This is a genomic window from Limnohabitans sp. Jir72, from assembly GCF_003063575.1.
GTDB lineage: Bacteria > Pseudomonadota > Gammaproteobacteria > Burkholderiales > Burkholderiaceae_C > Limnohabitans_A.
The window spans coordinates 144,612-168,231 of the sequence record NZ_NESC01000008.1 but is presented as its reverse complement, the minus strand read 5'-3'; the positions used below and the strand labels follow the sequence as shown (position 1 = coordinate 168,231).

21 protein-coding genes are annotated in these 23,620 nt (G+C 61.0%); 5 read left to right on the top strand and 16 right to left on the bottom strand.

Features of this window, described 5'->3' with window-relative positions; all coding sequences use genetic code 11:
- Positions 1-3: 3 nt before the first annotated feature.
- The 4 genes from B9Z52_RS12920 to B9Z52_RS12905 form a co-directional block, all read right to left on the bottom strand.
- Positions 4-867, bottom strand: a complete 864-nt coding sequence (locus B9Z52_RS12920; RefSeq protein ID WP_108414254.1) for an alpha/beta fold hydrolase — start codon at positions 865-867, stop codon at positions 4-6.
- Positions 864-2,057 (bottom strand): MFS transporter, encoded by a 1,194-nt coding sequence (locus B9Z52_RS12915; RefSeq protein ID WP_108414253.1) that lies wholly within the window; start codon positions 2,055-2,057, stop codon positions 864-866. Before B9Z52_RS12915 ends, B9Z52_RS12920 begins: the two co-directional genes overlap by 4 nt.
- Positions 2,057-3,154 (bottom strand): chorismate synthase, encoded by a 1,098-nt coding sequence (gene aroC, locus B9Z52_RS12910; RefSeq protein ID WP_108414252.1) that lies wholly within the window; start codon positions 3,152-3,154, stop codon positions 2,057-2,059. Before aroC ends, B9Z52_RS12915 begins: the two co-directional genes overlap by 1 nt.
- A gap of 196 nt (positions 3,155-3,350) precedes the next feature.
- On the bottom strand, positions 3,351-3,815 hold the full coding sequence (locus B9Z52_RS12905; RefSeq protein WP_108414251.1) for a CBS domain-containing protein: 465 nt from the start codon (positions 3,813-3,815) through the stop codon (positions 3,351-3,353).
- A 114-nt stretch (positions 3,816-3,929) separates the two neighbouring features.
- On the opposite strand from B9Z52_RS12905, the gene B9Z52_RS12900 reads away from it, so the two are divergent.
- From B9Z52_RS12900 to B9Z52_RS12885, 4 genes are read left to right on the top strand one after another with little or no spacing between them, the layout of a single operon-like run.
- Positions 3,930-5,240 carry an O-acetylhomoserine aminocarboxypropyltransferase gene (locus B9Z52_RS12900; protein WP_108414250.1) on the top strand — a complete coding sequence of 437 codons (1,311 nt, stop codon included), beginning with the start codon at positions 3,930-3,932 and terminating at the stop codon, positions 5,238-5,240.
- Positions 5,237-6,055 (top strand): alpha/beta fold hydrolase, encoded by an 819-nt coding sequence (locus tag B9Z52_RS12895; protein WP_108414249.1) that lies wholly within the window; start codon positions 5,237-5,239, stop codon positions 6,053-6,055. The genes B9Z52_RS12900 and B9Z52_RS12895 overlap by 4 nt, the downstream gene beginning before the upstream one ends.
- Positions 6,056-6,095: 40 nt before the next feature.
- Positions 6,096-7,424: a cytochrome P450 gene (locus B9Z52_RS12890; RefSeq protein WP_108414295.1), complete on the top strand. Its 1,329-nt coding sequence runs from the start codon at positions 6,096-6,098 to the stop codon at positions 7,422-7,424.
- A gap of 19 nt (positions 7,425-7,443) precedes the next feature.
- The gene (locus tag B9Z52_RS12885) at positions 7,444-7,743 is read left to right on the top strand and encodes an Mpo1-like protein (RefSeq protein WP_108414248.1); all 300 of its coding nucleotides are present in this window, start codon (positions 7,444-7,446) and stop codon (positions 7,741-7,743) included.
- Positions 7,744-7,786: 43 nt separating this feature from the next.
- On the opposite strand, the gene B9Z52_RS12880 is transcribed toward B9Z52_RS12885, so the two are convergent.
- From B9Z52_RS12880 to B9Z52_RS12830, 11 genes are all read right to left on the bottom strand, one after another.
- Positions 7,787-8,623 carry a carbohydrate ABC transporter permease gene (locus tag B9Z52_RS12880; protein WP_108414247.1) on the bottom strand — a complete coding sequence of 279 codons (837 nt, stop codon included), beginning with the start codon at positions 8,621-8,623 and terminating at the stop codon, positions 7,787-7,789.
- Complete coding sequence (locus tag B9Z52_RS12875) at positions 8,620-9,498, bottom strand: carbohydrate ABC transporter permease (RefSeq protein ID WP_108414246.1); 879 nt, start codon at positions 9,496-9,498, stop codon at positions 8,620-8,622. Before B9Z52_RS12875 ends, B9Z52_RS12880 begins: the two co-directional genes overlap by 4 nt.
- A 78-nt stretch (positions 9,499-9,576) precedes the next feature.
- The gene (locus tag B9Z52_RS12870) at positions 9,577-10,842 is read right to left on the bottom strand and encodes an ABC transporter substrate-binding protein (RefSeq protein ID WP_199222095.1); all 1,266 of its coding nucleotides are present in this window, start codon (positions 10,840-10,842) and stop codon (positions 9,577-9,579) included.
- A 46-nt stretch (positions 10,843-10,888) separates the two neighbouring features.
- Positions 10,889-11,965: an ABC transporter ATP-binding protein gene (locus B9Z52_RS12865; RefSeq protein ID WP_108414245.1), complete on the bottom strand. Its 1,077-nt coding sequence runs from the start codon at positions 11,963-11,965 to the stop codon at positions 10,889-10,891.
- A 145-nt stretch (positions 11,966-12,110) separates the two neighbouring features.
- Positions 12,111-14,282 (bottom strand): TIM-barrel domain-containing protein, encoded by a 2,172-nt coding sequence (locus B9Z52_RS12860; protein ID WP_108414244.1) that lies wholly within the window; start codon positions 14,280-14,282, stop codon positions 12,111-12,113.
- Positions 14,279-15,319, bottom strand: coding sequence for an ABC transporter ATP-binding protein (locus B9Z52_RS12855; RefSeq protein WP_108414243.1), 1,041 nt, complete (start codon positions 15,317-15,319; stop codon positions 14,279-14,281). Before B9Z52_RS12855 ends, B9Z52_RS12860 begins: the two co-directional genes overlap by 4 nt.
- A 34-nt stretch (positions 15,320-15,353) precedes the next feature.
- Positions 15,354-16,403 (bottom strand): carbohydrate ABC transporter permease, encoded by a 1,050-nt coding sequence (locus tag B9Z52_RS12850; RefSeq protein ID WP_108414242.1) that lies wholly within the window; start codon positions 16,401-16,403, stop codon positions 15,354-15,356.
- 1 nt (position 16,404) lies between these two features.
- Positions 16,405-17,382 (bottom strand): carbohydrate ABC transporter permease, encoded by a 978-nt coding sequence (locus tag B9Z52_RS12845; protein WP_108414241.1) that lies wholly within the window; start codon positions 17,380-17,382, stop codon positions 16,405-16,407.
- A gap of 203 nt (positions 17,383-17,585) precedes the next feature.
- Positions 17,586-18,863, bottom strand: a complete 1,278-nt coding sequence (locus tag B9Z52_RS12840; protein ID WP_108414240.1) for an ABC transporter substrate-binding protein — start codon at positions 18,861-18,863, stop codon at positions 17,586-17,588.
- Positions 18,864-18,898: 35 nt separating this feature from the next.
- Positions 18,899-20,050, bottom strand: coding sequence for a Gfo/Idh/MocA family protein (locus B9Z52_RS12835; RefSeq protein ID WP_108414239.1), 1,152 nt, complete (start codon positions 20,048-20,050; stop codon positions 18,899-18,901).
- 42 nt (positions 20,051-20,092) lie between these two features.
- The gene (locus B9Z52_RS12830) at positions 20,093-21,673 is read right to left on the bottom strand and encodes a glycerol-3-phosphate dehydrogenase/oxidase (RefSeq protein WP_233251953.1); all 1,581 of its coding nucleotides are present in this window, start codon (positions 21,671-21,673) and stop codon (positions 20,093-20,095) included.
- Positions 21,674-21,806: 133 nt separating this feature from the next.
- On the opposite strand from B9Z52_RS12830, the gene B9Z52_RS12825 reads away from it, so the two are divergent.
- On the top strand, positions 21,807-22,580 hold the full coding sequence (locus B9Z52_RS12825; protein ID WP_108414238.1) for a DeoR/GlpR family DNA-binding transcription regulator: 774 nt from the start codon (positions 21,807-21,809) through the stop codon (positions 22,578-22,580).
- Between the two features lie 40 nt (positions 22,581-22,620).
- On the opposite strand, the gene B9Z52_RS12820 is transcribed toward B9Z52_RS12825, so the two are convergent.
- Positions 22,621-23,613 (bottom strand): virulence RhuM family protein, encoded by a 993-nt coding sequence (locus B9Z52_RS12820; RefSeq protein WP_108414237.1) that lies wholly within the window; start codon positions 23,611-23,613, stop codon positions 22,621-22,623.
- Positions 23,614-23,620 lie beyond the last annotated feature (7 nt).

Below are 23,620 nucleotides of genomic sequence, written 5' to 3'. Positions count from 1 at the left end.
GCATCAAGGCCTGTTGGACAAGCACGCACTCAGCAGCTCATTGAACCGGTCTGCCGCTTCGAACTGCACCCAATGACCGGCCCCCGGCACTGAGTGCCATTGGCCCCAATCTTTGGCCCAAGCTTGCATGGCCAAGTGGACTTCGGGTAAGCGCCAACGGTACAAAGCGTCGTGCTCACCGTACACCGCGCTGATGCGGCAAGTCAGGCGTGGCAAGGCCTGCGCCACGATATCGGTCGAAGACAAGCGCCTGCGCGGCATGCGGTCACGCTGCACATTGGCCGCATGCAAGCTCAGCGCCAAACCATCCAAAGCTGTGGGGTCTTGCAGCATCAAGGCCATCAGGTTGTGCCGATGCACTTCGTTTTGCGCCTCGGGCGTGGGCAGGTGTCGCCAGCCCTTGAGCGGGATGCGGTCTGGCAATGCAAAGCCCATGCCGGGCGCGCCCACCAAGACCAATTGCTGCGCGTCCTGCGGAAAAGCCTCTAGCCACAGTGCTGCCGCCATGCCGCCAAACGAAAAGCCCACCAAGGCCACCGGCCCCACCGGGTTCAATTGGCGCAAGCCTTCGTGCAGATGCACCGGCAAATCATCCACATCGGTGCAGCCTGTGGGCAAGTCTGAATCGCCAAAGCCTGGCAAATCGGGCACCAGCACGCGCCAGCCTGCGCCCCGCAAAGGCGCGATGTTGCGCACCCAATGCGTCCAGCTGCCGCTGCCGCCGTGCAGCAAAACCACCACCGGCCGGTCGGCATCGCCCCAGGCATGCCAGACCGTGCGGGCACCCGCGTGCTGCGTGACATGGCGCTGCACACCGGTCAGTTCCCGCTGCAGTGTGGGCGGCAAAAATTCAGGCAAAAGGGTCATGAAGCAGCCCGTGTGACGGCGGTGCGCGGGTGTTGCAGGCGCCACACCTTGTAGGCCGCGGCGGTGGCCACCAGGCTGGTCAGCACGCTGGCGGCAAACACGCTTTGCAAGCCCCAGCGCTCGCTGAGCACGCCGCCCAGCAAACCGCCCAACACACCCGGAAAGCCATAAGCGATCACGGTGTACAGTGCTTGACCTCGCCCGCGCAAGCGGCCCGGGAAATGGTGCGACAACAAGGCAATGCAAGCCGTGTGGTGCGCCGCAAAGGTCAGCGCATGGATGGCTTGCGCCAGCAGCAGCACCCACAACACATCGGCCCACGCGGTGGTCAAGGCCATGCGCAGCACCATGGCCGCCGAGCAAGCCACCAGCCAGCCCGTCAAGGGCAGGCGCGGCAACCAGCGCGATTGGGTGAAGAACCAAACGATCTCGACCGCGACAGACACCGCCCAGAGCACACCGATCATGGTTTTGCTGTAGCCCAGCGCATCGAGGTACAGCGAGAAAAACACATAAATGCCGATGTGCGACAGCACATGGAAAAACGCCGCTGCAAAAAACCAGCGCACCGGCTTTTGGCGCAACACCGGCCAGATCGGCAGGTGCGAATGCTCAGCATGCACCGATTCCTTCAAGTCGGGCAGCCAAAAAGCACTCAGCAACACAGCCCCCAGACTGAACACCGTCCAGCCCGGAAAGTGGTGCATGCCAAAGGCTTGAAACCAAGCCCCAGCCAAAAAGACCGTGACCAGAAAACCGAGCGAGCCCCACAGGCGCACGCGCCCATAGCGCTTGGTGTCAAAGCCCCCACTCTGGCTGACCAGGTGCGCCATGGCCGCTTCGCTCATGGGCATCATCGAGCTGGTGTGGGTGAACATGACCAGCAAAACCAAACCCAGACCCACCGGCCCCCAGTCCAGCCACAGCAGGCAAGCCGAGGCAAACGCCACCACCGCGCCCAAGCGCAGCAGCTTGACCCGCTCGCCGGTGCGGTCGCTCAAGGCGCCCCAGGCATAGGGCGCAAACAAACGGGTGGCCGCCTGCACCGAGGTCAGCACGCTGATGGCCAAGAGGCCCAACCCCATGTCTTTGAGCCAAAGGGGCAAATAGGGGTTGAAAAACCCGATGTGCGCGAAATACGCGGCCGACATGGCCGCAAAAGGCAGCAGCTGCTTGCGGCTGTCGGGCATCAGGGTTTGACGGCAGCGATCGGGGCCACGGCATGCACCACATCGCCGCATTGGGCGCGGTGTTGCAAGACATGGTCCATGACCACCAAGGCCAGCATGGCCTCGGCAATCGGCGTGGCACGAATGCCCACGCACGGGTCGTGGCGGCCCTTGGTGATGACTTCGGTCGGCTGGCCATTCGAGTCGATCGACTCGCGCGCAATCAAAATCGAGCTGGTCGGCTTGACGGCGATCGACACTTCCAGGTCTTGCCCGGTGCTGATGCCGCCCAACACGCCACCGGCGTTGTTGCCCACAAAGCCCTCGGGCGTGAGTGCATCGCCGGCCGTGCTGCCTTTTTGCGTCACGCAGCCAAAGCCCGCACCAATCTCCACACCCTTGACGGCGTTGATGCCCATCATGGCGTAAGCGATGTCGGCATCCATCTTGTCAAACAGCGGCTGGCCCAGGCCCACAGGCACGCCACGGGCCACCACGCGCAAGCGCGCACCGCACGAGTCACCCGACTTGCGCAGCGCGTTCATGTAGTCCTCCAGCGCCGACACATCGGCCACCGGGGCAAAAAACGGGTTGTTGGGCACATGGTCCCAGCTCTCAAAGCCGATCGGCACATCGCCGATTTGCGTCATGCAACCCACAAAAGTGGTGCCCAGTTTTTCCTTGAGCCACTTCTTGGCGACAGCACCCGCAGCCACCATGGGGGCGGTCAAGCGGGCCGACGAACGGCCACCGCCACGCGGGTCGCGCAGGCCGTATTTGCGCCAGTAGGTGTAATCGGCATGCCCCGGGCGGAAGGTCTGCAAGATGTCGCCATAGTCCTTGCTGCGCTGGTCGGTGTTCTGGATCAGCAGGCAAATCGGGGTGCCGGTCGTCAGGCCTTGGTAAACGCCCGAGACGATTTGCACCGCATCGGGTTCGTTGCGCTGGGTGACAAACTTGCTGGTGCCGGGACGGCGGCGGTCCAAGTCGGGCTGGATGTCGGCCTCAGACAGCGGCAAGCCCGGTGGGCAGCCGTCGATCACGCAGCCAATGGCCGGGCCGTGGGATTCACCAAAGTTGGTGACGTTGAATAGGGTTCCGAAGGTATTGCCGCTCATGCGTGGATTATCCCCGAATGACGCACTTTGCCGATGACTACTTTTGTGGGAGCTGCACCCCGTGCGCAATGCTGGAATGATCCACTTCGTTCGGCAATCGCGCACAGGGTGCGGCTCCTACTCATGAATCTACCCCTCGCATCAAAAAAGGCCTGACCCCTTTTCGGAATCAGGCCCTTTGAAGGGGTGGGCAGGCTCAGATCTTGACGCCTGGCTCGGCATTGGCCTCGTCCGGCCAGTCGCGGATGTAGGCCTTGAGCATCTTGTTTTCAAAGTTCTGGCCATCCACCACGGCCTTGGCCACGTCGTAAAAGCTGATCACCCCCATCAGCATGCGCTCGTCCATGACGGGCATGTAGCGGGCGTGGCGGTCCAGCATCATGCGGCGCACCTCGTCCAGATCGGTTTCGCTGCTGCAGGTCATGGGTTGTGGGTCCATCGCATCATTGACGGTGGTGTTGCCCACCTGGCCGCCGTTTTTGACGATGCGCTGGATCACCTCACGGAAAGTCAGCATGCCGGCCAATGCGCCTTTGGACATCACCACCAGAGAACCAATGTCTTTTTCGGCCATGAAGCCCATGGCTTCGGACAAAGGTTCGTCGGGCTTGACCGTGAACAAGGTGTTGCCTTTGACGCGGAGGATGTCGCTGACTTTCATGGTGTGTCTCCTGAGGGTCGAACCGGGGTGAATTTGATTGTCAATATAGCCCACAATGCAAGCAAAGCGTAGCGAAACAAGCTTGCCACACACTTTCTTTTTCGGAGACATTTCATGGCTGGTTACAGCGACCCCGGATTTGACACCCTCGCCCTGCACGCAGGTGCCGCACCCGACCCGGCCACCGGTGCCCGCGCCGTGCCGATCCACCTGACCACCTCTTTCGTGTTCGAGTCCAGCGACCAGGCCGCCGCACTGTTCAACCTCGAGCGGCCAGGGCATGTGTACAGCCGCATCAGCAACCCCACCAACGCGGTGCTGGAGCAGCGCATCTCGGCTTTGGAGGGCGGCATCGGGGCCATCACCACGGCCAGCGGGCAAGCGGCTTTGCACCTGAGCATCGCCACGCTCATGGGCGCGGGCTCGCACATCGTGGCGTCCACCGCTTTGTATGGCGGCTCGCACAATCTGCTGCACTACACGCTCAGCCGTTTTGGCATCCGCACCACCTTTGTCAAACCCGGCGATCTGGACGCGTGGAAAGCCGCGGTGCAGCCCAACACCAAGCTGTTTTTTGGCGAGACCGTGGGCAACCCGGGCCTGGACGTGCTGGACATCCCAGCCATCAGCGCCATCGCCCACGAGGCGGGTGTACCGTTGCTGGTGGACTCCACCCTCACCTCGCCCTGGCTGATCAAGCCTTTTGACCACGGTGCCGATCTGGTCTACCACTCGGCCACCAAGTTTCTGTCGGGCCACGGCACGGTGGTGGGCGGTGTGGTGGTCGATGGCGGCAGTTTTGATTGGGACAAATCGGGCAAGTTTGCCGAGCTGAGCCAAGCCTACGAAGGCTTTCACAACATGGTCTTCAGCGAAGAAAGCACCGTGGGCGCCTTCTTGCTGCGGGCCCGCCGCGAAGGCCTGCGCGACTTTGGCGCCTGCATGAGCCCGCACACCGCGTGGCTGATCTTGCAAGGCATCGAAACCCTGCCCCTGCGCATGGCGCGCCACATGGGCAACACCGAAAAGGTGGTGGCATTTTTGGCCGCACACCCGCTGGTCAGCCGCGTGGGTCACCCCATGCTGGAAAGCCACCCTTCGCATCAGCTCGCGCAAAAGCTGTTGCCTCGCGGCGCGGGCTCTGTGTTCAGCTTCGACATCAAGGGCAGCCGTGCCCAAGGCCAAAAGTTCATTGAGACCCTCAAGGTCTTCAGCCACCTGGCCAATGTGGGCGACTGCCGCAGCCTGGTGATCCACCCGGCCAGTACCACGCATTTCCGCATGAGCGACGAAGCCCTGGCCGCCAGCGGCATTGGCCCAGGCACGATCCGTTTGTCGATTGGCCTGGAAGACCCAGACGATTTGATCGACGACCTCAAAAAAGCCTTGAAATCGGCTGAAAAGGCTGCGGAGAAAGCCGCATGAAAATTACAGTCCAAGACCACGAGCTCTACGCCTACACCGGCGGCAAAGACTTCAACCCCGCGCAGCCCACCGCCGTGTTCATCCACGGCGTGCTCAACGACCACAGCGTCTGGATTTTGCAAACACGTTACATGGCGCACCACGGCTGGAACGTGCTGGCCATTGACCTGCCGGGGCACTGCAAAAGCGCAGGCACGCCACCGCAAAGCGTCGAGGAAGCGGCAGGCACCGTCATCGCTTTGCTCGATGCGCTGAAGATCGAAAAAGCCGCCTTGATCGGCCACAGCTTCGGCTCGCTGATCGCGCTGGAAGCCACCGCCCGTGACGCGGCACTGCATCCGGGGCGCGTGGGCCACCTGGTGATGGTCGGCACGGCCTACCCGATGCGCGTCTCGCCCGCCCTGCTCGACTTGTCGGTCAGCGCACCGTTCAAGGCGATCGACATGGTCAACAGCTTTTCTCATTCCACCTTGGCCCCACCACCTTCGGCATTGGGCCCGGGCACTTGGCTGTATGGCGGCAGCAAGGCGCTCATGCGCCGTGTGTTGGCCAGCAACACCCAGGTCAATGTCTTCCACACCGGCTTCAAGGCCTGCGACAGCTATGCCGGTGCCGAAGCGGCCATGCCCCAAGTGACTTGCCCCACCTTGTTTGTGCTGGGCTCGGCCGACCAGATGACGCCCCCCAAAGCCGCGCAAAGCCTGATCCAGCTGTGCGCCCACCCCACCGTGGCGCAGTTGCCTGCGGGCCATTCGCTGATGACCGAAGCGCCCGAAGGCGTTCTGCAAGCCCTCAAGGATTTTTTAAAGCCGTGACCCTGGCGAACATTCGCGCACAGGGGTGCGCTCCTACAAGATGAACACACTGCCTGCCCACATCACCCCACCCTTGTCACCCGAACGAGCCCAAGAGATCGCCCGCACGCTGGACCTGCGCAGCCTGCCGCGCGATTTTTTGGACAACCCCTACCCGGTCTATGCCATGCTGCGCGAGGCCGAGCCTTTCAAGCGCATGCCCGATGGCTCGTATTTCCTCACGCGACATGCCGATCTGGTGGCCGTGTACCGCGACGCCAAGGTCTTCAGCTCCGACAAACAAGTCGAGTTCGGACCCAAATACAACCACGCGCCCTTCAACCAGCCGCCCTACACCACCGCGGGCGGTGTGGCGCCGCTGTTCGAGCACCACACGAACAGCCTGGTCTTCAACGACCCACCGCTGCACACCCGGGTGCGACGCCTGATCATGGGGGCGCTGACCCGCCGCGCCATCGAGGCCATGGAGCCTGGTCTGGTCAGTCTGGTCGACAGCCTGCTGGACAAGATCGAGGCCCAAGGCGGCGGCGACCTGATCGAGGACTTCGCCTCGGCCATTCCGGTGGAGATCATCGGCAACCTGCTGGACGTGCCGCATGCCGACCGCGAGCCGCTGCGCAACTGGTCGCTCGCCATTCTGGGGGCACTGGAGCCCTCACTCACGCCTGAGCAAGAAGCCCTGGGCAACCGCAGCGTGAATGAATTTTTGGATTACCTGCGCGAGCTGGTGGCCAAGCGTCGCCAGCACCCGGGCGATCCGGAGCACGATGTGCTGACCCGCTTGATCCAGGGTGAGGCAAGTGGCGACGCCCTGAGCGAAGTCGAGCTGTTGCAAAACTGCGTCTTTCTGCTCAATGCCGGACACGAGACCACCACCAACCTGATCGGTAACGCGCTCATCAGCCTGCAGGAGTGGCCCGAGCAACGCATGCGCCTCTTGTCGGACCTGCAGCAAGCACCCGACGAGGAAGCCGAGGAACAGATTTTGGGCCTTGCGGTGGACGAATTCTTGCGCTTTGAATCGTCCAACCAATTGGGCAATCGCCGCGCCTTGCAAGCCACGCAGGTCAATGGCGTGGACTTGCCTGCAGGCACCTTGGTCACGCTGTGCATAGGCGCGGCCAACCGCGACCCTGAGGTTTATGAAAACCCCGAGCAGCTGGACCTGCGCCGCACCGGCAACAAGCACCTGGCGTTTGGCTTTGGCGTGCACCAGTGCGCGGGCCTGAGCTTGGCGCGACTGGAAGGCCGCATTGCCATTGGCCGGTTTTTGGGGCGCTTCCCTGATTACCGCTTGACCCGCGATCCCGAGCGCGGTGGGCGTGCCCGCTTTAGAGGCTTTTTGAGCGCCCCCTTCAGCACCCGTTAAAAAACCAGAGGAGACAAAAATGACCCACAACAGCTTTGCCGAGTTCTACCCGTTTTATTTGAGCGAGCACAACAACCGCACCTGCCGCCGCCTGCACTTTGTGGGCAGCACGCTGTCTTTACTGTGCCTGGCCATGCTGGCCTACACCGGCAAGCCGCAATACTTTTTGTATGGCCTGCTGTGCGGCTATGGCTGCGCCTGGCTGGGCCACTTTGTGTTCGAGAACAACAAACCCGCCAGCTTCAAACGACCGCTCTACAGCTTCATGGGCGACTGGGTCATGTACAAGGACATCTGGACGGGCCGTATCCCGTTCTGAAAACCGCCCATCGATGCCGGCGCTCAGTCACCAAGCGATCAGATCAACCCTTGAGGCCCCCTTGCGTGAGGCCGCCAACCACCCGCTCCTGAAACAGGGCAATCAAAATCGCCACCGGCACGATGGCCACAATCAAGGCCGCTGAAATGATGGGCCAAGGGAAGGTGAATTCGCCTTGGTACAGCGCGATACCCACCGGCAAGGTGCGCACTGCCGGACTGGAATTGAGAGACAGCGCCAGCAGAAACTCGTCCCAGGAATTCACAAAAGCCAAAATGCCCGCCGTGAAAACACCCGGCGCAGCCAAAGGCACCACCACTTGCCAAAGCGCGCCCATGCGGGTGCAGCCGTCGATCATGGCGGCATTCTCCAGATCACGCGGGATGCTTTGAAAGAAACTCACCAACACCAAAGTACAGACTGGCAAGTTGAGCACCACGTAGGGCAAGATCAAAGCGATGTAGGTGTTCAACCAGCCCAAAGCGCGCATGGTCTCGAAAATCGGCACCAACAAGGTCACCAGTGGGAACATGCTGGAAGCCACGATGCACGTCAAGATGAGCTGACGCCGTTTCAGGTTCAAGCGGGCAATCGCATAGGCCGCAAAAGCCGCCACCACCAAAGACAAAGCCGTGGCACCACAGGCGATCAACAAACTGTTCTTCAAGTAAGTCAACAGCGGCTGGTCGGTGAACGCCCGCACGTAGTTGTCCAGCATCGGCTTGGCCGGCCACCAGGTGATGGGTTTTTGCACCAGCTCCGCTTCGCTTTTGAGCGAGGTGAACAAGATCCAGACCGCCGGGAAAAAGCCATTGATGACCACCATGCCCGCGGCCACCCAGCGCAGCATGGGCGAGCTCCAAAGTCCTGTGGGGTTCATGCGGCGTTCTTCCCGATCTGTTTCAAATAAAAGCCGGTGACCACCAAGGAAATCAGGAACATGAAAACGGCCAGGGTCGAGCCAAAGCTGATGTCCGAATAGTCGATGGTGTATTTGTGGATCAGCATGGCCAAGGTCTCGGTGGCTTCACCGGGCCCGCCACGCGTCATGGTGTACGGAATGTCAAACGTCTGCAAAGCCGTGATGGTGCGAAAAATCAGCGCCACGATGATGCTGGGCATGAGCATGGGGATGGTGATTTGCCAGAACTGCTGCCAACGGCTGGCGCCATCTACCTCGGCCGCTTCGTAAAGCGACTTGGGGATCATTTGCAAACCAGCCAGCAAAATCAAGGCCATGAAAGACGATGTTTTCCAGATCACCGTCAGGCAAATGGCCGCCATGGCCCAGTTGGGTTTGAGCAGCCAGCTGGTGGGCTCGCTTTGCAAGCCAAGACGGTTCATCACATCGTTGACAACGCCGTACTCGGTGTGAAAAAACCAGGCAAAAATCAGCCCGGCAAATGACAGCGGCAGCGCCCAAGGCAAGAGCAAAGACAAACGCACCGGCCATTTGCGCTTGAAGGGCAAATTGGCCAGCATGGCCAGCGCCAGCCCGGCGATCAATGCGCCGGGCACCGTGATCAGGGTGATCAGCAAAGTGTTCTTCGTGGCATTCCAGAACAAGGGGTCCTGTACAACATCGATGTAGTTTTGCAAGCCCAGAAACGCCCCGTTCTTGTCCACCGCGTACAGGCTGTTGTAGACCAGCTTGCCAATCGGGTAGACCACGATCATCAGCAGCAACAAAAATGCCGGAGCCAAGAGCAGCACTGCAAGCGTTTTTTCACTGGGATCGCGCAATTTGGACAACATGAACGGGGATGGGTTAGCTTAAAAAAACAAACCCGGGCACAAGCCCGGGATGGCGGTGCGTCAATGCCTCAAAGGCCTTCAGCGCATCAAACGGCCAACGCGTGCGGCAATTTCATCCACACCGGCTTCTGGCGTCTTGGTGCGGGCCAAGATGGCGCTGGTGGTGGTGCGGATGATGTCCGACACCTGGCCGTAGTCTTCCACCATGGGGCGGCTTTGTGCAGCCAGCACCACAGGCAAGGCGTCCTTGAACCAAGGCACCACCTTGTTCACTTCGGCGTCCGAATAAACGCTCTGGTAGACCGGGAGGATGGAGCCTTCACGGGCGATGAAAGCGCTGGCCTGCTTGGACGACAGGAACTGGATCAGCTTGCCTGCGGCGTCCTTGTTCTTGCCATAGGCATTCATGGCCCACTGCCATCCGCCCATGCAGGTGGCCGATTTGCCGCCGGTCATGGCCGGCAATGGCATCACGCCCACTTTGCCTTTGACGGTGGAGTCGGCATCGTCCTTGAAGCGGTCAAAGGCAAAGCCCCAGTTGATCGCGAACACCGCCTGCCCGGCCTTGAATTCGTTGACCGTGATGGGGGTGGTGACTTCGGCCACGTTCTTTTTGATGACGCCTTGGTCCATCATGTCCAGCCAGCTCTTGAGGCCTTTGACGGCAGCGGCCTTGTCCAGCGTCAACTTGCCACCGGCATCGTTGAACTGCTTGCCCTGCCCCCAGTACGGCAGCAAGAAGGTGCACACCGCGCCTTCGATCGGCGCGCCCTGAATGGACAAGCCTTGCAAGTTGGCGTTGCCCTCGGCTGCGGTGATCTTCTTGGCCGCTGCGGCCAACTCTTCCCAAGTCTTGGGCTCGGCCACGCCATGTTTGGTCAGCAAGTCCTTGCGGTAGTACATGAACATGGCATCGCCCTGGCTGGGCATGGCATAGAGCTTGCCGCCAATCACGTTGGCCTGCTGGTACACCGGCAAGTAGTCATTTTTCAAAACGGCGGCGCCGCCCACGTATTTGTCCAATGGCTCGATCCAGCCTTTGGAGGCGTATTGCGCGGGGTTGACGATGTCGATCAAGAACAGGTCGATCGCCGAGTCCTTGGCGTTGAGCACGGTCGACAGGTACTGGCGCTGGAGTTCGGAGGTCGCACCGCCGGTTTCCACCTCGACTTTGACGCCTGGATTGGCCTTGTTGTACTGCTCGAACAGTTTGGCCTGCAGATCAGGGCGCTGGTTGGGGCCGACGAACACACGCAAAGTGGTTTGCTGCGCCCATGCAGAGCCCATGGCCAAGGTGCTGGCCAATGCCCATGTGGCGAATTTCAAAGTGTCACGTTTTTTCATGTCGGTCTCCTGGTCGAAGTGAAAGAAAGAAATGGTGGCCAAGCTGTCAGAGCGCTTGGCCGGAAGCACGGTCGAACAAATGCATCGCTGCGGGGTTCATGTAGAGGGTCTGCGCTGTGCCGGGTGCGGCCTTGAAGCTGGCGGGGCAACGCGCCACCAATTCGGCCTGGCCCACTTGGAAGGTGACCAAGGTTTCCGCTCCCAAAGGCTCACTGATGACCACGCGCGCAGGCACCGCCACTTCACCGGTCAGGTGTTGGGGTGCGAGCGACACATTTTCTGGGCGGATGCCAAACACCTGCGCGGTGCTGGCCGCTGCCCTGGCTGTCAGATCTGCAGGCAAGGCGATCATGGCGCCGCCCAAATCGGCATGGCCTTGCACCAAGGTGCAATCGACCAAGTTCATGGGCGGGCTGCCGGTGAAACCCGCCACAAATCGGGCCGCAGGCCGGTTGTAGATCTCGTCGGGCGTGGCGTACTGCATTTTGTGCCCACCGCTGAGCACCGCGATGCGGTCGGCCAAGGTCATGGCCTCCACCTGATCGTGGGTCACGTAAATGATGGTGGCGCCCAAGCGCTGGTGCAGCTTTTTGATTTCGCTGCGCATCTCGTTGCGCAATTGCGCATCGAGGTTGGACAAGGGTTCATCGAAGAGAAAGACCTTGGGCTGGCGCACGATGGCCCGCCCAATGGCCACACGCTGGCGCTGCCCGCCCGACAAGGCGGCGGGCTTGCGGTCGAGCATGTGGTCGATGCGCAGCAATTTGGCCGCGTCCATGACCCTTTGGTGGATCTCGGCTTCGGGCGTTTTGCGCAGGCGCAAACCGAAAGCCATGTTGTCGTACAGGCTCTTGTGCGGGTAAAGCGCATAGTCCTGAAACACCATGGCGATGTCGCGGTGACGCGGTGGCTCGTCGTTGACACGGCGACCGTCGATCAACACGTCACCGCCCGTGATGGGTTCGAGCCCTGCGATCATCCGCAGCAGTGTGGACTTGCCGCAGCCCGACGGCCCCACAAACACGACGAATTCGCCATGCTGAATCTCCAGGTCGATTCCATGGATGACCTTGTGCTGACCGTCGTAGCTTTTTTGGACTTGTTGAAGTTGGACCGATGCCATGGCGTGTTTATAAATGAATCAGACACACTCCATAAGAAGAACTTTTCATATGAATATGCAATGTGAATGAATCATAGAGAACTTGGGCCGCCAAAGCTCTTGGGGTTTTCGCCACCCCAAGAGGAAAACCCCTCTCGAAAAGCGGTCAGAAATCCAAAATTTCAGACACCGGATCGTCGTGCCTTGGCAATTGCCCCGCCACAGGACTGGCCACTGCAATCTTGGTGCCCTCAGCCACAAACATCGGCAAATGCCCAAGCGGTGCTGCCACGGTGTGCCAGGCTCCGGCGGCCAACCGTTGGCGGGTTTGAAAGTCCACCCAGCAACGCCCGCCAGACAGTTGGGGCATGTAAACCCGTTTTTCACGCTGACCCTCGGTCACGACCGGCGACACCAAAATACTCTGGCCCAGCATGAACTCGTCAGAATCTTCCAGGCATTGCAGATCGTCCGGGAAATTGAAGAACGTGGGGCGGATGATGGGCACGTGCTTTTGGGTGGCCTGCTCAAAGCAATCCCACAGATACGGCATCAGCCGGTAACGCAAAGCGATCGCGTCGCGAACGGCATCGGTGACCTCGGGGTGCATCCAAGGCAGGTTGCTGATGCCGCCCTCTTTCCAAGAATTCATGACCATGCGGGGGTTGAGGCAGCAAGCCTGCACCCACCGCAGGAACAACTCCGGCTCTGGCAACGGGCCATAAAAGCCCCCCACGTCGTGCCCCACATTGAACATGCCCGACAGGCTCATCTGCAGGCCCGTGCGCAAATTCCACTTGAGCGTGGCCCAGCTGGTGGTGTTGTCCCCCGACCAGGTCTGGGCATAGCGTTGCAAGCCAGGTGGACCGGCACGGGTCACGGTGAACGTGGCCTCAGAAGGGTCGGCCGCATGCGCTTGTTGCGCCTCAAAGGTAGCGCGGGTCATCAGCAGCGAATGCAGCGGCCTGCTGCGGTGCATGGCCAAGCGGGCACCGCCAGCGTCGCTGTAGGCGTCTTCATTCTGGATGGCGTATTCGTTGTTGTCGTTCCAGCCGGCATCAATGGCCTGCTCCAGCACTTGGCGCTTGAGCTGCTCCTGCCACCAGGCCACTGCTTGTGGACGGGTGAAGTCCAGGTGCGAGCCCTGGCCATCCCAAAAAGGCTCAACCACCGCCTGATCCGTGCTCTGGTCTTCAATGAAAGCATGCTGTGCATTCAAAGCCTGATACGACGGGTGGTCGTCGAGCAGGCATGGCTTGATGTTGGCCACCAGCCGCATGCCGTGGCTTTGGAATTTGTGGTTGATGGCCTTCGGATCGGGGAACTTGTCGTGGTTCCAGGTGAAGACATAACGCTGCTTGCCTCGGCTCGAATACCCCGAGCCGTAGTGGAACGATGAAATCGGGATGCGCTGGCTGGCGCACAGGTCGATGAAACGGTCCAGCTGGTTTTGGGCATCGGGCGCATCGGCCAGGCCCATGGCCGTCTGGGCATAACCCAGGCTCCAGCGCGGGGGCAAATGCGTGCCGCCGATGAGCGCCACAAATTGGGCCAACACCTCGGCCGGGGTCTGGCCCAGCATGAGGTAGTAATCCAGGTCACCATCGTCAATGTCCACGGTGCGGAAAAAGCCGTGGTAGTTGTCATGCTCACAGCCCAAATCGAAGGTGCACATGGCCAAGGTGTCGTAATACAAGCCCACCCACAAACCGTCCACGGTGCGCGACATGACAAAAGGCCAATGTTTGTACAGCGGGTCACCGCTTTGAGGGTCGTAACCCAAAGCGTCCTGCCCCAGACAGCGCAGGCGGCGGCCATGCAGGTTCAGCGGGCCGGTCTTGTCGCCCAGGCCGAAGTAGTGCTCACGCGGGTCGCGCACCACGCTGTGCCGCACCAGGCCTGTGCGCCGCTCTTGAAGGTAAGCGCTCGTGGGCCGGTCTTCCAGCACCGTCTTGCCCGTGGCCGCACACACCCACTGCAAGCGCAAGGGGGTTTGCCCATCGCCGAGCAAACTGACTGACAAGCGCGGGCTCGACAAGGTCGTCACGCCCGCCGAGTCCTTGGACACCGCCAAAGCCGGACGCTCGAAACCGCTCATGTCCTCACGCGGGCGACCCGACCAAAGCACATCCGAGCCTGCCACGGGTGCAATGGCCCAGGTGTGTGGCTCCTTGAAGCCTTCGGCAGGTCGCACCGTGACCCGCGCCAAGGTGGGCGACAAAAAGGACAGTTGCAACTGCCCCCCTGTGGTCAAGGAAGCGGTGGCATCGGGCGCTGTGCGCGACGAGGTGGCCAATTCGGTGGACAGTGTCCAGGACTGCGCCAGCAAAGGTTTCATGGCTTCACCTGCGCCAAGCGCTGTTCGTTGTCGTCAAAGGCATGCAAGCGGTCTGTCCGCGCCGTGATGTGCAAGGTCTCGCCCACATGTGGCGAACGCTCACCATCGATCAGCACCTCGACGCGGGTGCCGTCCACCAACTGCCCCTGCAGCAAGCGTTGCGCTCCCAGGTATTCGGTGCCCAGCACCCGCAACACCAAGCCCTGCCCCGCCTCGCACACCTGAAAGTGCTCGGGCCGGATGCCCACCTGCTGGGCGCAAGCCGGCACAGCCGCCTGCAAGGACGCGGCCGTGCGCGCCGTGGCCGCCGGGATGAAATTCATGCGGGGGCTGCCAATGAAGCCCGCCACAAACACATTGGCCGGTTTTTCATACAAGGCCTGTGGCGTGCCCACCTGTTCGATGCGCCCGGCTCTGAGCACCACGATCTTGTCGGCCATGGTCATCGCTTCGACCTGGTCGTGCGTCACATAGACCATGGTCGCGCCCAGCCGCTGGTGCAGCTCGCGCAATTCGGAGCGCATGGACACCCGCAATTCGGCGTCCAGGTTGGACAGCGGTTCGTCAAACAGGAATATTTTGGGATTGCGCACGATGGCGCGGCCAATCGCGACGCGCTGGCGCTGACCGCCCGACAGCTGGGTGGGCTTGCGCTGCAGCATCGCGTCCAGACGCAAGAGCGCGGCCGCGTCCTGTACTTTTTGCGCGATCTCGGCTGGGGGCACTTTGGCGTTTTCCAGACCAAACGCCATGTTGGCGTACACGCTCATGTGCGGGTACAGCGCATACGACTGGAACACCATCGCGCAGCCCCGGTCGGCAGCGCCAACGTCGTTGACGCGTTCGCCATCGATCAGCAAGTCGCCTCGCGTGGGCGAGTCCAGGCCCGCGATCATGCGCAGCAAGGTGGACTTGCCGCAGCCAGACGGCCCCACAAACACAACAAATTCGCCATGGGCGACGTGCAAATCCACACCATGGATGACGTGGGTTTGATCGAACGATTTCTCGATGGCGCGCAGTTCTAAAGTGGACACGGTGCTTCGATTCAATGGATAAAAATGGACACGATCACTTGACACCCGCACTGGCAATGCCGGTGGTGATGTAGCGTTGCAAGAAGGCAAACACCAGCGTGACCGGGATCAGCGTGATCACCGTCATGGCCAGCAGGTAGTGCCACTGTGTGTTGAGCTCGCCCTGGAAGGAGTTGAGGGCCAGCTGCAAAGTGAAAAATTCGCTCTTGGACAGCACAATCAGCGGAAGTAAAAAGTCATTCCAACGCCACATGACCGAGAAAATGGCCAGCACCGCCAGCGCCGGGGCCGACAAAGGCAAGACGATGCGCCAGTAAATCCGCCATTCGCTGGCGTGGTCCATGCGGGCCGCTTCGATCAACTCGTCCGGAATGGTCAGCATGTATTGGCGCAGCAAAAACACCCCAGTGGGCGTGGCCACCGCAGGCAAGATCACGCCCCACAGGCTGTTGAGCAAGCCCACCGAGTTGATGACCAGAAACACCGGCACCAAGATGATGGTGGGCGGGATCATCAAGGTGGCAATGATCAAAAGAAACACCGCCTTTTGCCCCTTGAACTGGTATTTGGACAAGGCAAAAGCCGCCATGGAGTTGAACAACAAGGTCAGCAGCGTGGCCACCACCGTGATGAAAACGCTGTTCCACAGATAAACACCAAAGGTGAACTTGCCAAACAGATCGGTGTAGTTGCTGGTGGAGAGCTTCAGTTCATTGACCGGCACCCGCTCGCGGATGTTGACCTGAACCGTCTCACTGGGTTGAGCCGGATTGACCATGGTCGCCATGATGCCGATGCGGCTGACCTGGGCCAGCTCGCGCACCTGACCACCCTCGCCTGCCACCTTGAACAAGGGCAAAGGTTTGTCGTGCCCCGGCACCACCACGGCCTTTTGGCTGTAGGGCAAAAAGGTGGGCGGAAACTGGCCAATGGCCGATTCGGTCTTGAAAGAAGACATCACCAGCCAGAGCACCGGCGCAAACATCACAAACAGACCGACCAGCAAATAAGCGTAGCTGAGCACATCGGTCCAATGCAGCTTTTGACGGCCACGGGTGAGCCAGAGAAAACGAAGGGACTTCATCTCATTTCACCTTCTGGCCAGCCTGGCTGGCACGGGTCAAGCGCAGCTGCGCCAAGGTCAGCAAGATCAAAAAGACCGCCAACGACAAAGACGCCGCAGCCGCCAGACCATACAAATGGATCTGCTCGGCAAAACCAGTCTGGTAGATGAACTGCACGATGAAGGTGGTGGCCGATCCGGGGCCACCACCCGTGAGCACAAAGACTTCGTCAAACACCTGCACCGCCCGAATGGCCGCCAGCACCAGCACCACAATCAAATTGGGCATGAGCAGCGGCAAGGTGATGCGCGTGAGCGTGCGCATGGGGCTGGCCCGGTCCATTTGAGCCGCTTCGTACAAATCGCCCGGAATGGCCTGCAAACCCGCCAACAAGATCAGGGTGTAAAAGCCCATGTGGGCCCAGATGGACACGAACACCGTCCAGAAAAAGGCCCAACCGCCTTCGGTGAGCCATTCGACCGGGGGCATGTCCAGCGCCACCAGACCGGCGTTGAAAACGCCTTGGCTTTGCAGCAACCACTTCCAGATGAGTGCCACCACCACCGGCGACAACAGCACCGGGTAAAAGTAAACACCGCGCCAGAAACCTCGGCCAATGATCTTGCGGTTGAGCACCAGCGCCGTCACCAGCGAAAACAGCACCATCAAGCCCACTTGCAAGACGCTGAACTTGAGGGTGTTGAACATGGCACGCCAGAACACGTCTTTGCGGCACGATGACAAGTCGAGGTAGTCGCGGCACTCGAACAGGATTTGGAAATTTTCTGCGCCCGTGTAAGGCCGCTGCGCAGGCATGAGGTTCACCCCGCCCGTGGTGGCATAGACCAAGTTGATCAGGATTGGCAAAAAGGTGAACAGGCCAAACACGATCAGGTTGGGCCCGACAAACAGCCAGCCCAGCCGCGACGTGCCCAGCCAGCGCTGGCCCAGCTTGAACACCGGCTCCAGCAAATTAAAGAAAAACGACAAAAATTGCACAAAAACCTTTGAGGTAAAAACCGCAGAACACCGGCGATCTGCTGGTCTCATTGCGGAGAGCTTGGGCGCTTGTTCTGGATTGCCGCGCTTCGCTCGCAATGGCGACATCAGTCATGGCGAGGCGCTTGCGACGCGGCCATCCAGCGGACTCGCGGGATCGGCCAATGACGCGACCCCGTCACGTCATGGCCTGAGCCCAATGCTTACTTTTGCGCCTGCTTCAAAGCGTCTTGCATGTCGGCGTTGATCTTGCCAATGGCTTCGTCCGCGCCCATCTCGCCCACAATGACCTGGGTCACACGCGCCACGGTGGGCAGCATGATGGCGCGGTTGAACTTGTAGCCCTGGAACTGATAAGCCACGGGCGACAAATTGGCCACACCGCTGCCGAACACACCCAAGGCCGCTTTGGCACCCGGTTGCGCGCTGGCGTAGTTCACACCCTTTTTGGCCAGACCGGCGTGCGCAGGGATGTTGTTGGTGCGGGCGCTGAACTCACCGTAGGCTGCTTCTGAAGCCATGAAGTCCAGGAATGCGCCCACTTCTTTGGGTGACTTGCTGGTTTTCAAAGCAGCCCATGCCGCGCCACCGGGGATGCCCGTGCAAGCAGCAGGACCGCAGGGGTTGGGCACAGCCACCCAGTCGAACTTGTTGCCCACATCTTTTTGCAAGCGGTTGATCTGCCAGCTGCCCGACAAGACCATGACCACGTTGCCGTTGATGAACTCACCGATGGAGTCGGCATAGGTGGAGCCGCCCGAGCCCGCCCAGACTTCGCGCAACATGCTGCCGTCCTTGTGCCAGGCGACAAACTTGTTCACGGCGGTCTTGTAACCGTCGTCGATCACGGGGTTGCCCTGCGCATCGAAAATCTTGGCGCCATAGCTGATGGCGGGGCCAGCAAAGCGGTGACCCGAACGGTCCCAGGCCACAGCGGCCTTGGTCTGGGTGGCTTTGGCCACTTTGCGTGCGGCGTCCATCCACTCGTCCCACGAGGCTTTGGCACCGGGCATCGGAACTTTGGCTTGTTCAAACAAGGTCTTGTTCACGTAAGGGCCGGTCATGGTCAGCTGCGACATGAAGCCATGGATGCCCTTGTCGGCCGGTGTGGGGCGCAGCCAAGGCGCTGTGCTGCCAAAGTTGGCGTCCCAGTATTTGCGGTCCTTGATGTGGGCCGAGATGTCCATGTAGTACTTGGACAAGCCGCCCAAGTCGGTCACGCGGGCGATGTCAGGGCCCTGCCCTGCGGCCAGTTGCACGGGCAGCTGCTCGACGATGGTTTTGTAAGGCACGGTGTCGACGATGACCTTGGTGCCGGGGTTTTGCGCCTCGAAGCGCTTGGCCAAATCGGCCGTGACATCGCACTCGCTGCCATCCTGGTAGCACATGACACGGATTTCGCCGGCCTGAGCCAAGTTGTGGCCCAGCGTCAGGGCCGAGCCCAAAGCCAAAGCGACGGGAAGAATTCGAACTGCTTTCATGGTGTCTCCTCTAGGTGGTGTGAAAAAGCTTGAAATCAAACAGGGCCGAGCAAGCCCGGCAATGAAAAATCGCCCTGGGTCAGATCCACGGCTTGGCCCGTGCGTGCGGATTCTTGCGCCGCCAGGCCCATGATCACGGCCGACAGGCCATCGCGCAAGCCGACCTCGACCGCCCCCTGCCCACGCACCACGGCGTTGAACTTTTGGTGCTGGTAAAGGGTCGACCCGTTGTGGTCGCCAGCGGCCAAGGCCTGTGGGTCAACCGGTACGTCCAGCTCGCGTGGGCCTTTGGGCTCGCGGGGGCTGATGACCAGCTTGGGCACGGGCGCATCGCCCAGGTGCTCGGGCCAAAAGCGGCCGGGGCCGGGCACAAAGCATTCGGCTTTGCCCAGCGGGCCTACCACCGATATTTCTTCCTGATACCGCGCCCCCTCGGCAAACATGCACAGCTCCAGCATGGCCCTCTGACCGGATGCGAAATCGACGATCACATAGGCGTTGTCCAGGATGTCTGGCGTGCCATCGAGGTAGGTTTCATCGAGGTGGTTGTGGTCCACCCCGGCAGAAGCGTAAACGCGCACCGGCTCGCTTTGGGTCAGGTGGCGCATCAGGTCAAAGAAGTGGCAGCACTTTTCGACCAAGGTGCCCCCGGTGTAGCGGTTGAAACGGTTCCAGTCGCCCACCTTGACCAAAAACGGAAAGCGGTGCTCCCGGATGGTGATCATCTTGACCGGGCCGGTGTTGTGCTGGCCATGCACCTCGCCTGCCAAGGCGGTCACGGGGGGCATGTAACGGTATTCCATGGCCACCCAGATCGGTGCGGGGTAGCTGGCCTGCAAGGCCGCCAGGCTGCGCACATCGTCCAGGCTGGTGCAGGCGGGCTTTTCCAGCAGCACCGGCAGCGGGCGCAGGCGGGCAATCTCGCGCAACTGCTCGGCATGGCAAAAGTTGGGGCTTGCGATCAAGAGGCAGTCCACATCTTGGGCCATGACCACCTCGGCCAAGCTGGCGGCACTTTGGGCGCCGGGGGCCATCGCCAGGCTGCTGGCCAGCATGTGGGCATCGGGCTCAAAAATGCGGGTCACCTGCGCGCCGGGCAGCAAGGCGATGTTGCGCAAATGTTCTTGTCCCATCATCCCGCAGCCGATGATGCCGTAACGCGTGGTGCTGATGCTTGCCTTTGTCATGTGTTCAAAACCTGTTGTCTGATCGGTTCAAAGTTTAAAAATTCAATCGGCCAGCGTGTATTGCTGGCACAAATCCAAAAATGCTTTCAGCTGGGGGTCAAGCCCGGTTTCTTCTTGCAGCAAGGCCGCCACCGCTGGCGCCATCTGGGCCGCTTGCCGCGCATCCAAGAACAGCGCACGCCAGCGACGCGCAAGCATATCCTCAACCGTCAAGGCCCACTCGCTGCGCGCTGCAAAACGCACCATCGCCTCGGTCAGGCCCATGCCCAGATCGCGATCGGCACCCGGTAAAGCGAGCACCAAAGCGGCTTCGCTGCCCCACAAATGCAAGCCCGGCGCTTCGCTGATCGCATGCACGGCTTGCCCCGCAGCAGGTGCGCCCACCAGCTGGTGATGCGCCGTCTGGGCCGAGCCCTGCGCTGCGCGAGGCAAATCGCCGTGGCTCACCAGGGCCTGCATGACCTGTGCGGCCATGCTGCGGTAGGTGGTCCATTTGCCTCCGGTCACGGTGAACAGCCCCGGCGCTTCCCGGAGGATCAGGTGTTCCCGCGACATCTGGCTGGTGGTGCCGCCCTGGGCGCTGCTGGCGCTCTTCACCAAGGGGCGAAGCCCCACCCAAACGCTGCGCACATCGGCCCGCGTCAAGTCCACCCCCAAAGCTTGGCGGGTCTCGCGGAACAAAAAGTCCAGCTCTTCTTGCAGCGGCAAGGGCTCCAGCGGTGCATCGCTGCGCGGCGTGTCGGTGGTGCCAATCAAGGTGGCGCCCAACCAAGGCACCGCAAACAACACGCGGCCATCGGCGGTGCGGGGAATCAAAACCGCCTCCTCAATGGGCAAACGCTCGCGCGCCACCACCAGGTGCACTCCCTGGCTGGGCTTGACCAGCGCTTTGACCGGCACTTCGCCAGCCCAGGGCTGCAACACCATTTGCCTCAAAGCATCGACCCAAACCCCGGTGGCGTTGACCACGCAACGGGCTTGCACGGTCGATGTCTGGCCATCGCGCTCGTTGAACAAGCTGACTTGCCAGCCTTGGGCAGAAGGCGCCAAAGCCGCGACCCGCATGTGGTTGTGCACGCTGGCCCCTGCCCGCCTGGCCGTTTTGGCCAAGGCCAGGGCCAGCCGGGCGTCTTCAAATTGCCCGTCCCAATAGCGCATGCCAGCCACCGCACCGGCCACCATGCGCGGCAAACCCGGCAAACTGCGCCCCAGCGCTTGCTGTGACAGCGCCTTGGTGGCACCCAGACTCAAGCGGCCAGACAACCATTGGTAAGCCTTGAGCCCCAGCCCCGTCCATGCCCAAGACAGCCAGCCAGTACCCGGCACCACAAAGGGCAAAGGCTGCGCCAGATGCGGTGCCAGCCCCAAGACCGTGGCCCGTTCGCGCAAAGCCTCTTGCACCAAACGCAGGCGGCCCTGCGCCAAATAACGCACGCCGCCATGCAGCAGTTTGGTGGACCGGGAAGAGGTACCAGAGGCAAAGTCACGCGCTTCCACCAGCGCCACACGGCGGCCTTCCAGCGCGGCTTGCACCGCCACGCCCAAGCCCGTGGCGCCACCGCCGATGACCAACAGGTCCCAAACGGTTTCTTTGCAGGGTCCACTTGAGCCGTGAATTTTCAAAACAACACCTTAAACGATCAACAAATGATGAATTATTTGATTCGTTTTTGATTGTATAGACGTCAAGTGGGCAAATTCCGCTATTCTTGAGCGCCTAGTGAAGACCCCTAGTCCAACTCCACACGCACAAGCCATGGCCCTCAATCCCCGACAAATCGCCATCCTGCAATCCGTTCGCGAACAAGGCAGCGTCAAGACCGAAGAGCTGGCCGAGGAGTTCGGCATCACCTTGCAAACCGCCCGCCGCGACATCCAGCGGCTGACCGAAGCAGCAGGGCTTGAACGCTTTCATGGCGGCGTGCGGGCGGTCGATTCGTCCACCCGCAACACGACGTACACCGAACGCCAGCGCACCCAGTCACAAGCCAAGCAAGACATTGCCCGGCAAGTGGCCGCCGCCATCCCGCACGGGGCCAGCCTGTTCATGAACATCGGCACCACCGTGGAAGCCGTGGCCAGCGAGCTGTTGCAGCACCGCGACCTGCGCGTGGTGACCAACAACCTGCACGTGGCCCGCATCTTGGCGGCCAACCCGCACTGCGAAGTGGTCGTGGCCGGGGGCACCGTGCGATCCGAAGACTTGGGCGTGGTGGGCGAAGCGGCGCTGAACTTCATCCGCCAGTTCAAGGTCGACATTGGCCTGATCGGCATCAGCGGCATCGACGCCGACGGCACCCTGCGCGACTACGACATGCGAGAAGTCATGGTCGCCCGCGCCATCGTCGCGCAATCGCGCCAAGTCTGGCTGGTGGCCGACCACAGCAAATTCGACCGCCCCGCCATGATCGAGATGGCCCCCCTGAAGGTGGTGCACACCCTGTTCACCGACATCGCCCCCGCGCCTGCGCAGCAGCGCTTGATGGAGGATTTGGGGGTGCGGTGTGTGGTGGCGACAAACAACTTCTGAAATGGGTCATGCCATCAAAAAACGGCAACGCACCAAAAGTTCATGCTTTTTGATCTTTGGGCGCAGGCAAGGACTGAACCATGCGGTCAAAGTCAGACTCAAAGCGTGCATCTTCCAGCACGCGGTACTTGGCAAACTCGCCCTCGGCGTGTTGTTTGGCCAACTCAGCCGACACCTGCCCTGCGCTTTGCAAAATTTCGCGGTCGTTCAAGGTCAAAAAGCCTTCGAGCTTGTCAATCCAAGCTTGCATGGTCATGGCCACGCGGCGGGCCGCCTGGCCCTCGGCAAACACCAGGTATTGCTCGGCCAAGTTGTTCAAGGCACGCAACTCGTCTTCGTTCAGGTAGTTTTTGGCCACCGCCACATCGCTTTTGCGAATGCGCTCGCTCGGCCAATTGGTCATGCCCATGTGGGGCTTGGCGCTGTCGGCCCGCAGCATGACCAGCTCTGCAGCCGTGTAGCCATGAATGGCGAAATGCACCTTGTTTTGCACCGTCGCAAAAAAGTCCTGTGTCAGCTCGGCGCTGACGTCATAGTCCACGCTGGTGGCGTAAATGTCGGTGATCTTTTGGTAAAACCGGCGCTCGCTGGTGCGAATGTCTTGCAGGCGGCGGGTCAGCTCGTCGAAATAATCGCGCCCTTGGCCGGGGTTTTTCAGGCGCTCATCGTCCAGCAAAAAGCCCTTGACGATGAACTCTTTGAGCTGAGCACTGGCCCACTGCCTGAACCGCACACCCGCTTGGCTGCGCACCCGGTAGCCCAGGGCCAGCACCATGTCGAGGTTGTAGTGCTCTACCTCGCGCTCCACTGTGCGGCGGCCTTCGGTTTGAACTGTTCGGAATAACCGAACAGTTGCGACGGGTGTCAGCTCCCCATCCTCAAAGATGTGTTTGATGTGCTCGCTGATCGTGCCCTTGGCCTTGCCAAACAGCTCGGTCAGCTGCTTTTGCGACAACCAAAGGGTTTCGTTTTCCAGCACCACCGAGATTTGGGTTTTGCCCCCCTCGGTCTGGTAAATCAAAAACTCGCTCATCAAAGGC

Bases quoted from the DNA above. Each gene is read 5' to 3' on its own strand.
- B9Z52_RS12920 (WP_108414254.1), bottom strand. From the start codon at position 867: ATGACCCTTTTGCCTGAATTTTTGCCGCCCACACTGCAGCGGGAACTG.
- B9Z52_RS12915 (WP_108414253.1), bottom strand. From the start codon at position 2,057: ATGCCCGACAGCCGCAAGCAGCTGCTGCCTTTTGCGGCCATGTCGGCC.
- aroC (WP_108414252.1), bottom strand. From the start codon at position 3,154: ATGAGCGGCAATACCTTCGGAACCCTATTCAACGTCACCAACTTTGGT.
- B9Z52_RS12905 (WP_108414251.1), bottom strand. From the start codon at position 3,815: ATGAAAGTCAGCGACATCCTCCGCGTCAAAGGCAACACCTTGTTCACG.
- B9Z52_RS12900 (WP_108414250.1), top strand. From the start codon at position 3,930: ATGGCTGGTTACAGCGACCCCGGATTTGACACCCTCGCCCTGCACGCA.
- B9Z52_RS12895 (WP_108414249.1), top strand. From the start codon at position 5,237: ATGAAAATTACAGTCCAAGACCACGAGCTCTACGCCTACACCGGCGGC.
- B9Z52_RS12890 (WP_108414295.1), top strand. From the start codon at position 6,096: ATGAACACACTGCCTGCCCACATCACCCCACCCTTGTCACCCGAACGA.
- B9Z52_RS12885 (WP_108414248.1), top strand. From the start codon at position 7,444: ATGACCCACAACAGCTTTGCCGAGTTCTACCCGTTTTATTTGAGCGAG.
- B9Z52_RS12880 (WP_108414247.1), bottom strand. From the start codon at position 8,623: ATGAACCCCACAGGACTTTGGAGCTCGCCCATGCTGCGCTGGGTGGCC.
- B9Z52_RS12875 (WP_108414246.1), bottom strand. From the start codon at position 9,498: ATGTTGTCCAAATTGCGCGATCCCAGTGAAAAAACGCTTGCAGTGCTG.
- B9Z52_RS12870 (WP_199222095.1), bottom strand. From the start codon at position 10,842: ATGAAAAAACGTGACACTTTGAAATTCGCCACATGGGCATTGGCCAGC.
- B9Z52_RS12865 (WP_108414245.1), bottom strand. From the start codon at position 11,965: ATGGCATCGGTCCAACTTCAACAAGTCCAAAAAAGCTACGACGGTCAG.
- B9Z52_RS12860 (WP_108414244.1), bottom strand. From the start codon at position 14,282: ATGAAACCTTTGCTGGCGCAGTCCTGGACACTGTCCACCGAATTGGCC.
- B9Z52_RS12850 (WP_108414242.1), bottom strand. From the start codon at position 16,403: ATGAAGTCCCTTCGTTTTCTCTGGCTCACCCGTGGCCGTCAAAAGCTG.
- B9Z52_RS12840 (WP_108414240.1), bottom strand. From the start codon at position 18,863: ATGAAAGCAGTTCGAATTCTTCCCGTCGCTTTGGCTTTGGGCTCGGCC.
- B9Z52_RS12835 (WP_108414239.1), bottom strand. From the start codon at position 20,050: ATGACAAAGGCAAGCATCAGCACCACGCGTTACGGCATCATCGGCTGC.
- B9Z52_RS12825 (WP_108414238.1), top strand. From the start codon at position 21,807: ATGGCCCTCAATCCCCGACAAATCGCCATCCTGCAATCCGTTCGCGAA.
- B9Z52_RS12820 (WP_108414237.1), bottom strand. From the start codon at position 23,613: ATGAGCGAGTTTTTGATTTACCAGACCGAGGGGGGCAAAACCCAAATC.